The 11,302-nt window shown below is 69.0% G+C and carries 14 protein-coding genes; 7 read left to right on the top strand and 7 right to left on the bottom strand.

All coding sequences use genetic code 11. The annotated features are described in order from the left end of the window. Positions 1–742, top strand: a 742-nt coding sequence (gene dapB, locus ACHAA4_RS14615) for a 4-hydroxy-tetrahydrodipicolinate reductase (protein WP_435774907.1), incomplete at its 5' end; no start/stop codon positions are given. A gap of 5 nt (positions 743–747) precedes the next feature. Beyond that, the gene (locus ACHAA4_RS14610) at positions 748–1,200 is read left to right on the top strand and encodes a hypothetical protein (protein ID WP_435774906.1); all 453 of its coding nucleotides are present in this window, start codon (positions 748–750) and stop codon (positions 1,198–1,200) included. A 19-nt stretch (positions 1,201–1,219) separates the two neighbouring features. Here ACHAA4_RS14610 and ACHAA4_RS14605 read toward each other — a convergent pair whose 3' ends face one another. Genes ACHAA4_RS14605 through ACHAA4_RS14590 form a run of 4 tightly spaced genes read right to left on the bottom strand, consistent with a single transcriptional unit; the run spans position 1,220 to position 4,210 of the window. Next, positions 1,220–1,708 carry a molybdenum cofactor biosynthesis protein MoaE gene (locus tag ACHAA4_RS14605; RefSeq protein ID WP_435774905.1) on the bottom strand — a complete coding sequence of 163 codons (489 nt, stop codon included), beginning with the start codon at positions 1,706–1,708 and terminating at the stop codon, positions 1,220–1,222. Then, positions 1,705–2,337 (bottom strand): MogA/MoaB family molybdenum cofactor biosynthesis protein, encoded by a 633-nt coding sequence (locus ACHAA4_RS14600; protein WP_435774904.1) that lies wholly within the window; start codon positions 2,335–2,337, stop codon positions 1,705–1,707. Before ACHAA4_RS14600 ends, ACHAA4_RS14605 begins: the two co-directional genes overlap by 4 nt. Further along, complete coding sequence (gene moaC / locus ACHAA4_RS14595) at positions 2,334–2,870, bottom strand: cyclic pyranopterin monophosphate synthase MoaC (protein WP_435774903.1); 537 nt, start codon at positions 2,868–2,870, stop codon at positions 2,334–2,336. The genes ACHAA4_RS14600 and moaC overlap by 4 nt, the downstream gene beginning before the upstream one ends. After that, positions 2,867–4,210, bottom strand: coding sequence for a molybdopterin molybdotransferase MoeA (locus ACHAA4_RS14590; RefSeq protein ID WP_435774902.1), 1,344 nt, complete (start codon positions 4,208–4,210; stop codon positions 2,867–2,869). The genes moaC and ACHAA4_RS14590 overlap by 4 nt, the downstream gene beginning before the upstream one ends. Before the next feature lie 173 nt (positions 4,211–4,383). Here ACHAA4_RS14590 and moaA point away from each other — a divergent pair, with 173 nt between their 5' ends. The 3 genes from moaA to ACHAA4_RS14575 all read left to right on the top strand — a co-directional run bounded on the left by moaA (position 4,384) and on the right by ACHAA4_RS14575 (position 6,397). Further along, positions 4,384–5,514: a GTP 3',8-cyclase MoaA gene (gene moaA, locus ACHAA4_RS14585; RefSeq protein ID WP_435774911.1), complete on the top strand. Its 1,131-nt coding sequence runs from the start codon at positions 4,384–4,386 to the stop codon at positions 5,512–5,514. 5 nt (positions 5,515–5,519) lie between these two features. Next, on the top strand, positions 5,520–5,954 hold the full coding sequence (locus ACHAA4_RS14580; protein WP_435774901.1) for a MoaD/ThiS family protein: 435 nt from the start codon (positions 5,520–5,522) through the stop codon (positions 5,952–5,954). A 62-nt stretch (positions 5,955–6,016) separates the two neighbouring features. Beyond that, on the top strand, positions 6,017–6,397 hold the full coding sequence (locus ACHAA4_RS14575; RefSeq protein WP_435774900.1) for a nuclear transport factor 2 family protein: 381 nt from the start codon (positions 6,017–6,019) through the stop codon (positions 6,395–6,397). 85 nt (positions 6,398–6,482) lie between these two features. Here the strand turns inward: ACHAA4_RS14575 and ACHAA4_RS14570 are convergent, their stop codons facing one another. From ACHAA4_RS14570 to ACHAA4_RS14560, 3 genes are all read right to left on the bottom strand, one after another. After that, on the bottom strand, positions 6,483–6,986 hold the full coding sequence (locus tag ACHAA4_RS14570; RefSeq protein WP_435774899.1) for a hypothetical protein: 504 nt from the start codon (positions 6,984–6,986) through the stop codon (positions 6,483–6,485). 134 nt (positions 6,987–7,120) lie between these two features. Further along, the gene (locus ACHAA4_RS14565) at positions 7,121–8,422 is read right to left on the bottom strand and encodes a M16 family metallopeptidase (protein ID WP_435774898.1); all 1,302 of its coding nucleotides are present in this window, start codon (positions 8,420–8,422) and stop codon (positions 7,121–7,123) included. Between the two features lie 157 nt (positions 8,423–8,579). Then, on the bottom strand, positions 8,580–9,011 hold the full coding sequence (locus ACHAA4_RS14560; RefSeq protein WP_106122999.1) for an Lrp/AsnC family transcriptional regulator: 432 nt from the start codon (positions 9,009–9,011) through the stop codon (positions 8,580–8,582). Positions 9,012–9,160: 149 nt separating this feature from the next. On the opposite strand from ACHAA4_RS14560, the gene ocd reads away from it, so the two are divergent. Then, a complete protein-coding gene (gene ocd / locus ACHAA4_RS14555; RefSeq protein WP_435774897.1) occupies positions 9,161–10,189 on the top strand; it encodes an ornithine cyclodeaminase in 1,029 nt (342 codons plus the stop codon). Between the two features lie 7 nt (positions 10,190–10,196). Beyond that, positions 10,197–11,219, top strand: a complete 1,023-nt coding sequence (gene ctlX, locus ACHAA4_RS14550; protein WP_435774896.1) for a citrulline utilization hydrolase CtlX — start codon at positions 10,197–10,199, stop codon at positions 11,217–11,219. Positions 11,220–11,302 lie beyond the last annotated feature (83 nt).

Here is an 11,302-nt window from a genome sequence, read left to right as displayed (position 1 = left end):
AGTCGCCGTCCTCGGCGCAGGCGGCCGCATGGGTACCGAGGCCGTGAAGGCCGTCCAGGATGCGCCTGACATGGAGCTCGTCGCCGCACAGGGCCGCAACGACCAGCTCAGCGAGATCCTCTCCGCCGGTGCGACCCACATCGTGGATCTGACCGTTCCGGAGTCCACCGAGGCTAATGTCCGCTTCGCCGTGGAGAACGGACTCCACTCCGTGGTCGGCACCACCGGCTGGGACACCGCCAGGTTGGACGCGCTTGAGCAGCTCCTCGCCGAGCACAGCTATGCCGGCGTGCTGATCGCCCCGAACTTCGCCCTGGGCTCGGTCCTGGCCACGGCCTTCGCGGCGAAGGCCGCGCAGTACTTCGAGTCTGCTGAGATCATCGAGCTGCACCACCCGAAGAAGGTCGACGCCCCATCGGGAACCGCGGTGCGCACTGCGGAGCTGATGGGTCAGGCGCGCGATGCAGCCGGCGTCGGTCCCTCCCCGGATGCCACCGAGACCGCTCTGGACGGGGCCCGCGGCGCTGATGTGGCGGGGATCAACGTGCATTCGGTCCGGTTGCGTGGCCTCGTCGCCCACCAGGAGGTCCTGCTGGGCTCCCCCGGTGAGCAGCTGACCATCCGCCACGACTCCTTCGACCGCGCCTCCTTCATGCCGGGCGTGTTGCTGGGTCTGCGCACGGTAGGTTCACGCCCCGGTCTGACCCACGGGCTCGACGGTTACCTGGACCTGGGACTGTAGCCCGCGTGAAGACCAAATTCTGGACCGGACTGGTCATCGTCCTGCTCGCCATCATGCTCGTCGGCGCCGGGGCCTCCGCCTGGCGATTTCTGCGCGTGGATGACATCTACGCCCAGCTGATCGGGGCCGGCGCGATGGCCATCGTGGTCCTCGGCGCCTGGGTGCTGGGCCGTGAGCTGCTCTTCGGCATCGGCACCGAGAAGCTGGGCCGCCAGCTCGAGACCGAAGGCGGACTGCCCGAGGACACCGTGGAACGCTCCGCCGGGGGCCGGGCGAACCGCGCCCAGGCCGATGAGCAGTTCAAGATCTACGCCGCCGAGGCCGAGGCCGCGCCGGAGGACTGGCGCTCCTGGTTCCGGCTCTCCATCGCCTATGACATCGCCGGGGACCGCACCCGCGCTCGGAAGAACATGCGCAAGGCCATCACCATGGAGAAGGCCGCCCGCTCGAAGGGGTAATGCCCCGGGGATGGCAGGGCTAGAGCCCGACCCACTCCTTGCTGCCGTCGGCGAAGAACTGCTCTTTCCAGATCGGCACCTGTTCCTTGGTCTGCTCGACCAGCTCGGCGCAGGCCTGGAACGCCTCTGCGCGGTGCGCGGATGCCACCGCGGCGACCAGCGCGTGGTCGCCGATCGCCAGCTCTCCGACCCGGTGCGCCACCCAGACCCGCACTGTGGGGAATCGCGCGGCGACGTCGACGGCGACTTGGGCGATCGCGTCGGCGGCGGAGGGGTGCGCGGTATAGCTGAGCCGGTGCACCGGCTGACCCTGGTCATGGTTGCGCACGATCCCGGAGAAGCCGACGACGGCGCCGGCCCGCTCCGCCCAGACCTCCGCCTCGGCCTGGGCGGGGGTCAGCGGCTGGTCGCTGAGCTGCGCGAGGATCACGCGCTCCTGCGGAAATTCGAAGGGCTCGTCGGCGGCGAAGCCGGCCTGGTTCAGCTCCTGGGACGCCTCGGAGCTCATTCCCCGTTGCCCCAGGCCTCGTGGTCGCGGATGTCGGCGACCTGGTCGCAGAGGTGCGGGAGCAGCTCGATGAGCACCTCCATGCCCTCGCGGACGGCCTTCGGGGAACCGGGCAGGTTCACGATCACGGTCTTGCCGGTGACCCCGGCGACTCCGCGGCTGAGCGAGGCCAGCGGGTTCTTGGTCCGGCCGTGGGCGCGCACGGCCTCCATGATGCCGGGGATCTCTTTGTCCAGGATCGGCTTGGTGAACTCCGGGGTCATGTCATCGGGGGTCAGACCGGTGCCTCCGGAGGTGATGATCACCGCGGGTTCGATCTGGACCAGGAGCTCGGAGAGGGCGGCGAGGACTCCCTCGCCGTCCGGGATCAGCACGGGCGGGCGGGCGAAGAAGCCGATCTTCTTCGCGTACTCAGCGATGACCGGGGCTGAGCGGTCCTCGGTGACCCCGGTGGCGGCCCGGGTGGAGACGATCACCGGGGCGATCATCCGTGCGGTCTCGGCGTCGGAGTAGTCGGTCTCGCCCAGGTCCGGCGCCTCGGCCTCGGGGGCGGCCTCAGCTCCGTTCGCGCCGGCTCCGTTCTCGGCCGGGGTGTGCTCGGGCGGGGTGGTGTGCGGGGTGTCGGTCATCGGGTCTCCGTCTCAGTCCTGGACCATTCTCCGCTGGCGCCGCCGGTCTTGAACAGGACCATCTGGTCGGTGATCACGGCGCCCTTGTCCACGGCTTTGATCATGTCGTACAGAGTCAACGCCGCGACGGTGGCCGCCGTCAATGCTTCGATCTCCACGCCGGTGCGGGAGGTGGTCTTCACCTCGGTGGTGATGAGCACCGAGCCAGCGCCCGGCGCGTCGACGCTGAAGTCCACGGTGACCTTCGCGACGGGCAGAGGGTGGCAGAGCGGGATGAGCTCGGGGGTCTTCTTCGCGGCCATGATGCCGGCGATCCGCGCGGTGGCCAGGGCGTCGCCCTTGGGCAGTCCGTCGCTGGCGAGCAGGGCGGTAACCTCGGCGGTGGTGTTGACCACGGCCTGGGCGCGGGCCACCCGCTGGGTGACCTCCTTGCCGGAGACGTCGACCATGTGGGCGCTGCCGTCTCCTCGGACGTGGGTCAGCTTCGGCTGAGACGCGGCCTCGGTCTGGTGATCAGCACGCTGTTCGCTCATCGGGTGCCGACCCCGCGACCGGTGATCAGCACGGCTTGCCGCTCGGAGCCGGCCGGGACCTCGACATCGTCCTCGGGCAGCACCAGCAGCGCGTCGGCCCGGGCCAGGTGGCCCAGCAGATGAGAGCCGGGGCCTCCCTCGAGCGCCACAGTGGGCACGGCGCCGGTCTCGGCCGCGGCGTCGTCGAGGATCCTGACCCGGCGGAACTGCCGGACACCCTGGGGGGATCTGATGTCCTCGGCGGTGCGCACGGTGATCCTGCGCGGCGGGGCGCAGTTGGGATCCACCGCCGCCAGGGCCGGACGGACCAGGGTCTCCATGCTCACGGCAGAGGAGACCGGGTTGCCGGGAAGCGAGATGACGGCGATCGGGGCGCGGGCGTCCTCCTGTTGGGATCGCCAGTGCAGAAGTCCGCGGCCCTCGAGGTCGCCTTCGAGCAGGCCCCAGCCCTGGGGGCCGCCGGGCTGCTGGGTGACGACGCCGAAGGAGATGCCGCGGCGCCCGAGGCCCTGGCGGACCACCTCGTAGGCGCCCTTGCTGATGCCGCCGGCGGTGATGATGAGGTGGGGGTGGTGCACGGCGACCAGCGCGTCGAGCGCATCGAGGAACCAGGCTGGGTCGTCGGTGCCGATGCGGGAGGTCTCCACCTGGTGCCCGAAGGTCTCCAGCACGGCGCCGAGCAGCGGGGTGTCGGCGTCGTAGAGCTGGCCCGGGCGCAGTTCGGAGCCGGGGCGGCGGATCTCGTCACCCGTGGAGACCACCAGGGTCCGGATCGGTTCCAGCACACTGATCTCGGCATAGCCGCAGGCCGCGAGCACGGCGAGCTGGGCGGGGCTGATCACGTCACCAGGTTCGGCCAGGAGCGTGCCGGCGCTGATGTCGGAGCCGACCTCCCGGATGTAGCGGCCGCGGGCGACGTCGGCCGGGGTGAGGCCGGTGAAGTGGACCTCCTCGGCGCCGAAGCCTTGCGTGAACTCCACCGGGATGACCACGTCGGCCCCGGCCGGGATCGGGGCGCCGGTCATCACCTCGAAGGCAGCGCCGAGGGGCAGCAGGGCCGGCTCCTGTCCGGCGGCGGTGGTGCCGGCCACCGGCAGGGTCGCGTCACCGTTGGTCACAGTGAGGTCTGCCGCGCGCAGCGCGAAGCCGTCCATCTGGGAGTTGTCGAACCCCGGCAGGGGCACCTCGGAGACCAGCCGTTCAGCGACGATCCGGCCCGCGACTCCCCCGGAGGAGACCTCCACGGTCTCGCTGGCACGGGCGCTGAGGGCGGCGGCGAGCACCTCTTTCAGCCGGCTGATGTGCTCTTCGACGGGTACGCGGACGGAGGTCTCTGACATGGGGCCCAGTCTACGCAGTGGGTCTGACATCTCTTCGTGACAGGCCGCGGGGATACGATGGCCAGATGCAGCAGCTTCCCGCTGACCCCGCCCTGACTCCAGGCCACGCGAGCACCGCCTCAGCGAGCCCGAGTGCCACCGGCACGGGCTCATCCAGCCGGGTCCAGCTGGGCATGCCCACTCTGCCCTCGCAGAATCCTTCCCGGTCCGGGGTTGCGGGCGGGCCCGACACCACGGGCGCTGACCCCGCCCGCGGGCTGATGGACTCCTTCGGTCGCCGGGCCACCGATCTGCGGATCTCGCTGATCGACAAGTGCAATCTGCGCTGCACCTATTGCATGCCCGCGGAGGGGCTCCCCTGGCTGAGCAAGGATCAGCTGCTCTCCGCCGCGGAGATCCGCCGTCTGGTGAACATCGGAGTCAACACGCTGGGTGTCCGTGAGCTGCGCCTGACCGGCGGCGAGCCCCTGGTCCGTGCGGATCTGGTCGAGATCATCGCGGACCTGCGCGCCGATCACCCAGACCTGCCCATCGCGATGACCACCAACGCCATCGGCCTGGAGCGCAAAGCCGCCGCCCTGGCGGAGGCCGGACTGACTCGGGTCAACATCTCGCTGGACTCGGTGCACCGAGAGACCTTCGCCCAGCTGACCCGCCGTGACTCCCTGGACAAGGTGCTCATCGGGGTCGAGGCCGCCTCCGCCGCGGGGCTGACCCCGCTGAAGATCAACGCCGTGCTGATGCGCGGGATCAATGACGTCCACGCCGCTGACCTGCTGGAATGGTCGGTGCAGCGGGGCTTCGAGCTGCGCTTCATCGAGCAGATGCCGCTGGACGGGGATCAGCAGTGGAACAAGGAGGGCACGATCTCCGCCGCCGAGACCCGGGAGCTGCTCTCGGAGCGCTTCGTGCTGAGCCCGACCCCGGAGAACCGCGACGGCGCCCCCGCCGAACGCTTCGACGTCTACCCGCTGGGCACCACCGAGGAGGAGATCCTCGACGGGCTGCAGGGACCCCCGCTGGGACGGGTCGGAGTGATCGCCTCGGTCACCGAGCCCTTCTGCGCCGACTGCCGACGCACCCGGCTCACCGCCGAGGGCCGGGTCATGAGCTGCCTGTTCTCCAATGAGGAGTTCGATCTGATGCACCTGCTGCGCGACCCGGTCACCACCGACGCAGAGATCGCCCAGGCCTGGGCCGAGGCGATGTGGCTCAAGCCCGCGGCCCACGGCACCGACCGCCCGGGCTTCGACCTGGCGAGCTTCCACCGCCCTGACCGCTCCATGTCCGCCATCGGAGGCTGAACCTGATGACCGAGCGCTCCGCCGCCCCTGCGACCCCTGCTGCACCCGACGCCTCTGCTGCGCCAACAACACCCGCTGCACCCGGGACTTCCCCGCGGCCTGACATCTCCGCTGCACTCATCAGTGTCCGGTTCTTCGCCGCCGCCGCTGAGGCGGCCGGGGCTGAGGAGCTACGGCTGCCGGTTCCCGCTGACGGGGTCGCCGTCGTCGACCTGCTGGCGGACCTGCCCCGGCTGGTCCAGGACCACAGATCCGCCGCGGACAGCACGGCCGGCAGCTCGGCTGGCAGCCCCCAGGCCGACGGCGCGTCCGCTCCCAGTCTGGACCGGGTCTGCGCGCGGAGCTCCTTCCTGGTCAACGGGGTCAGGGCCCGCGCAGAGAGCGCTCGACTGCACCCCGGCGATCAGCTCGATGTGCTCCCTCCCTTCGCGGGCGGATAGCTGCATCATCTGCGGCCCCGAGCCGCTGACATGCCACGGGAGCGTCAAGTAGATTCCCAGGCATGATCAGGACGCCGATGGAGACGGTGCTGGCGCAGTTCGCGGCCTACCGGGTCGGAGACCGGCAGGCCGCGCGGATGCTGCTCAGCGATGACATGACCTTCACCTCGCCGCAAGATGACCATGTGGGCAAGATGACGTTCCTCGACACCTGTTTCCCCACCGCGGAGCGATTCCTGCGCCAGGAGATCACCACCGCCCTGGAGATCGAGCCCGGCACGGTCTTGCTGCGCTATACCGCGCAGCTGCCGAACGAGAAGCCGTTCAGCAACGTGGAGATCATGAAGGTGGTCGACGGGCAGATCACGGAGATCGAGGTCTACTTCGGCGGCGTCGAGGCCAACGGTGCCGCGCAGAGCCCCATCTGGGCCGGGCCGCACTGATCTGAAGACCTTGCGCCCAGATCAGCGAGCCGATCGGCGGGTTGAATCAACACCCCGGAGCAGCGGGTCGGATCAGCGCCCCCAGTCAGCGGGCGAGATCGACCTCGGTCAGCGGCACGACCTCACGCTCCCCCAGCGGCTCTTGGAGCTCGATGACCACCGAGACGTAGCGCGCCTCCTGGGTGCAGGCGGAACCCACCGCGTCCGGGAGCGTGCCGGAGATCGTGGCCACGCGGACCTCGTCGTCGTCCTCCTCGACCACCGATCGCACGCCGTAGCAGGCAGGGTTTCCGCTGTAGAAGGCCAGCTGCAGCTCCATCTCCGACGAGGTGCTGTACTCCTGCCAGCTCGAGAGATACTCCGTCACCAGCTCCTGGGTCTCCTGGACCGGCGTGGGGATCATGTCCGGCGCGACGTCGCGCCCCGCCCCGTCGGCACCTGCGCCGCCACCGTCTGCGCTGTCACCGTCGAGGTTCGAGCCGTCGGTGTTCAAGTCGTCGGTGTTCAAGTCGTCGGGAGTCGGGTCCTCCGCCGGAGATGTCGCAGCGGGGGCACTGGTGGACTGATCGCCAGGATTCTCAACACCCATAGGGCCTGAGTCTCCGGCACATGAGGTCAGGATGCCGAGACCGAGCAACGTGAACCCGGCGCTGGCTCGGCCGACAGTGCTGCGACTGCGACGCATGAGACCCCCTCGGTCCGCCTGCAGTGTCACATGTCAGTCTAGGCGGGGCCGACGACCGTGACAGCACGTGGTGAGCTGGCAAGCCGTGCGGCGACCTTGCGGACATCCTCGGCGGTGATGGCGTCGATCTGGTGCAGCGTGTCGGAGATGTCCACGAACTCCCCACGCACCAGCTCCGCGCGTCCCAGCCGGGACATCCTCGAGGAGGTCTCCTCCATGCCCAGCACGGTCCCGCCGCGTAGCTGACCCTTCGCGCGGGTGAGCTCCTCGGCGCTGACGTGCTCGGTGGCGATCCGGTCGAGCTCTGCGGCCATGACCTGCGTGACCTTCTCGACCTTGTTCGGCAGGCACCCGGCGTAGAGGCCGAAGTAGCCGGCGTCGGTCATCGCCGAGGAGAAGGAGTAGGTGGAGTATGCCAGGCCGCGGCGTTCCCGGACCTCCTGGAAGAGCCGGGAGGACATGCCCCCGCCGAGGACTGCGTGCATCACCGAGAGCGCGAAGCGGTCGTCGTCGGAGGCGGCCATGCCGCGTCCGCCGAGGATCACCTGGGACTGCTCCACGGGTTTGATGATGGTCTCGGTGCCGGCGCGGACCGGGATCTCGGTCTCGAGCCCGACCCGACGCTGCGCGGGTGAGCCAGGCACGGTCATGTCCCAGGAGGACTTGTCCAGCGCCTCGGCGATCAGGGAGACCACGTGGTCGTGGTCGAGCCCTCCGGCGGCGGTGATGACCAGCTCATCGGGACGGTACCAGCGCTGGTAGTGGTCGAAGACGTCCGCACGGCTGGCCGCGTTGATCTCCTCCGGGGTGCCGCCGATCGGCCGGCCCAGCGGGTGGCCGTCGAGGACCTGGGAGCCGAAGCGCTCGTGGACCACGTCTTCGGGGTCGTCCTCGGCCATGGCGAGCTCTTCGAGGATGACCCCGCGCTCGATCTCCATCTCTGCCGGATCCAGCAGCGCCGAGGTGACGATGTCGGTGAGCACCTCCACGGCCATGGGCAGGTCGGTGTCGAGCACTCGGGCGTAGTAGCAGGTGTGCTCTTTGCCGGTGAGCGCATTGGATTCACCGCCCACGCTGTCGAAGGCGGACGCGATCTCCAGCGAGGAGCGGGTCTTGGTGCCCTTGAAGAGCAGGTGCTCCAGGAAGTGGGTGGAGCCGTGCTGGTGGGCGGCCTCATCGCGGGAGCCCACCCCGATCCAGAAGCCCAGGGTGACCGAGCGCTGGCCCGGCATCTCCTCGGTGAGCACCCGCACCCCGGCGGGGAGCACGGAGCGGCGGACGGTGGAGCCGGCGTCGTTGTTGAGGACGCCTTCGGTGTGGGGATCAATGGTGACGCGCATAGGCCCCCAGGTTACCCGGCCAGTTGCAGAATCCGGCACCTACGTATCGACCGGAGAACGCAACCAGTCAGGAGGGACGGCGGGAGAACGACGACGACGGCGCTGCTCGCCTCCCAGCGGGGAGCGGCGCCGCGCGGCGTCGAGTCCAGACCCAGGCTCAGCGGACCACTGAGCTGAGCAGCAGGCTGGTCTCGCTGTTGACCACACCCTTGATCCCGCGCACCCGGCGCAGCACCTCGTCGAAGTCGCGCAGGTTCTCACACGAGATCTCCGCGACAAGGTCCCAGCCGCCGTTGGTGGTGTGCAGCGCCATGATCTCGGGGAAGCCGCGCAGCTCGGCGATCACGTGGTCGGTGGTGCGCCCGACGACCTCGATGAAGGAGATGGCGCGGACCTCGCCGGTCTCGTTGTGGTCGTGGACGCGCACGCTGAAGCCCACGATGACGCCCTGGGCCTTGAGCTTCTCGATCCGGCTGGTGACCGTGGCTCGGGCGACTCCGAGCTGTTCGGCGAGCGCGGCGACCGGGGCGCGGCCGTCCTTGCGCAGGGCGGAGATGAGGCGGCGGTCGAGGTCGGTGAGGCGAGGCATGTGCATCATGCTAACTCCACCCTGACAAACTGCCACTTGATTGCCCTGAAATTCACCAGAACTGCTCTTACATGTACACATCGAGATCCCTAGGCTGAGCCACATCAACCTGGCACGATTCCCGCACCACCGCTTGTAAGGAGCTCCTCATGACGCAGTTCGTCGACGTCAACAACATGGCCCGCTGGATCCAGCGCGAGGGTGTCGAGCACCTGATGACCGAGATGATCGCTTACCTCGAGGACGACTTCCGCCGCTGGGAGAGCTTCGACAAGATTCCGCGCATCGCCAGCCACACTCCCTTCGGCGTGATCGAGCTGATGCCGACCTCCGACCTGGAGACCTACGCCTTCAAGTACGTCAACGGGCACCCGCTGAACCCCTCGCGCGGGTTCCAGACCGTCACCGCCTTCGGCATGCTCGCCGATGTGGACAACGGTTACCCCACCTTCCTCGCCGAGATGACCCTGCTCACCGCGCTGCGCACCGCCGCGACTTCCGCAATGACCGCGAAGGCCCTGGCTCGACCGGACTCGCGGCGAATGGCGCTGATCGGCGCCGGCTCCCAGGCGGAGTTCCAGGCGTTGGCGATCCGCTCCGCTTTGGGCATCGAGGACCTGCAGGTCTTCGATGTGGATCCCGCCGCGATGGAGAAGCTGCGCCGGAACCTGGAGCCGCTCGGCTTCCGGGTGACCGTCGCATCCTCCACCGACGAGGCCGTGGCCGGGGCCGACATCATCACCACCTGCACCGCGGACAAGGCGCAGAACACGATTCTGAGCTCCGCGCAGATCTCCCCCGGCGTGCACATCAACGCCGTGGGCGGAGACTGCCCGGGCAAGACCGAGCTCGACGCGGAGATCCTGCGCCGCGGCCGGGTCTTCGTGGAGTACCCGGAGCAGACCCGCATCGAGGGCGAGATCCAGCAGATGGAGCCTGACTTCCCGGTGGTCGAGTTCTGGCAGGTGCTCACCGGCGCCGCGGAGGGTCGGCAGTCTGCCGAGCAGATCACGATCTTCGACTCCGTGGGCTTCGCGATCGCAGATCTCTCCGCGCTGCGCTTCGTCCGCGACGCCACCGCAGGCACAGACCTGCAGACCTCGCTGGACCTGGTCGCCGACCCAGAGGACCCGAAGGACCTGTTCTCGCTGGTCAGCTCGCTGAAGCCGGTCGGGTGATCCGAAGATGACTGAGGTGCTTGATGCCCCGGTCGGGCGGTTCACCCTGGGACCCGACGGCGAAGCGCGGGTCTCCTCTGCGGCTGCAGTGACCGAACAGGCCCCGTCCCGGGTGGTGCTGGTGCGACCGCACCAGTTCACGCCCAACCCGGAGACGGCCGCAGACAACAGCTTTCAGCAGCGGATCTTGGAGGCACTGCTGCCCTCAGCGGCACGTGAGTCTGCCCGCCAGGTCGCAGCCGCGGCCTACGCCGAGGTCACCGAACTCGGCCGGACCCTGGAGCGGCTCGGGGTCGGCGTGGACATCTTCGATGACCCCACCAGGGAGACCCCGGACAGTGTGTTCCCGAACAACTGGTTCAGCACCCACCCCGACGGCACCGTCACGCTCTACCCGATGTATGCGGAGAACCGGCGGGCCGAGCGGCGCGGGGACATCCTGGCGCACCTGCAGGAGACCTGTCGGGTGCGACGGGTGGTGGACTACTCCTCGGCGGAGCGCTTCGGGGAGTATCTCGAGGGCACCGGCTCGATGGTGTTGGATCACCGTGCTCGACTCGCCTACGCCTGCCGGTCTCGTCGGTTGTCGGCCGGTCTGTTCTCCGAGTTCTGCCACGACTTCGACTACGCTCCGGTGCTCTTCGACGCCACCGATGCTGACGGGGTGCCGGTTTATCACACCAACGTGATGATGTCTGTGGGCACTGACCTGGCGCTGATCAGCAGCGAGATGATCCGCGACCGCGTCCAGCGCGAGCACGTGCTCGGAGTCCTGCGCGACTCCGGTCGGACGGTGGTGGAGCTCAGCGAAGCCCAGGTGGGCAGCTTCGCCGGCAACTGCCTGGAACTCGCCGGGACCGAGGGGCGGTGCCTTGTGCTGTCCACGACCGCCGAGGCGAGCCTGACGGCGCAGCAGCGGGAGACCATCTCCGGCCACTGCACGCTGGTGCCGGTGAATGTGTCCACGCTTGAGGCCGCCGGTGGATCCGTACGCTGCATGATCGCCGGCAACCACCTCACCCTCCGCTAACCCCTTCCTGGGCAGTTGCAGTCTCCGGTAGCTACGTATGGACCGGAGACTGCAACTGCATGGGATGAGCGGCTGGAAGCGGA

Source organism: Nesterenkonia maliinae, from assembly GCF_051262655.1.
Lineage (GTDB): Bacteria > Actinomycetota > Actinomycetes > Actinomycetales > Micrococcaceae > Nesterenkonia.
Note: the sequence above shows the minus strand (reverse complement) of the source record. Positions and strands in the feature narration are given on the sequence as shown.

Excerpts from the sequence above, each read along its gene's own strand:
- ACHAA4_RS14605 (WP_435774905.1), bottom strand. The coding sequence starts at position 1,708 with ATGAGCTCCGAGGCGTCCCAGGAGCTGAACCAGGCCGGCTTCGCCGCC.
- ACHAA4_RS14600 (WP_435774904.1), bottom strand. The coding sequence starts at position 2,337 with ATGACCGACACCCCGCACACCACCCCGCCCGAGCACACCCCGGCCGAG.
- moaC (WP_435774903.1), bottom strand. The coding sequence starts at position 2,870 with ATGAGCGAACAGCGTGCTGATCACCAGACCGAGGCCGCGTCTCAGCCG.
- ACHAA4_RS14590 (WP_435774902.1), bottom strand. The coding sequence starts at position 4,210 with ATGTCAGAGACCTCCGTCCGCGTACCCGTCGAAGAGCACATCAGCCGG.
- moaA (WP_435774911.1), top strand. The coding sequence starts at position 4,384 with ATGCCCACTCTGCCCTCGCAGAATCCTTCCCGGTCCGGGGTTGCGGGC.
- ACHAA4_RS14580 (WP_435774901.1), top strand. The coding sequence starts at position 5,520 with ATGACCGAGCGCTCCGCCGCCCCTGCGACCCCTGCTGCACCCGACGCC.
- ACHAA4_RS14575 (WP_435774900.1), top strand. The coding sequence starts at position 6,017 with ATGATCAGGACGCCGATGGAGACGGTGCTGGCGCAGTTCGCGGCCTAC.
- ACHAA4_RS14570 (WP_435774899.1), bottom strand. The coding sequence starts at position 6,986 with ATGGGTGTTGAGAATCCTGGCGATCAGTCCACCAGTGCCCCCGCTGCG.
- ACHAA4_RS14565 (WP_435774898.1), bottom strand. The coding sequence starts at position 8,422 with ATGCGCGTCACCATTGATCCCCACACCGAAGGCGTCCTCAACAACGAC.
- ACHAA4_RS14560 (WP_106122999.1), bottom strand. The coding sequence starts at position 9,011 with ATGCCTCGCCTCACCGACCTCGACCGCCGCCTCATCTCCGCCCTGCGC.
- ocd (WP_435774897.1), top strand. The coding sequence starts at position 9,161 with ATGACGCAGTTCGTCGACGTCAACAACATGGCCCGCTGGATCCAGCGC.
- ctlX (WP_435774896.1), top strand. The coding sequence starts at position 10,197 with ATGACTGAGGTGCTTGATGCCCCGGTCGGGCGGTTCACCCTGGGACCC.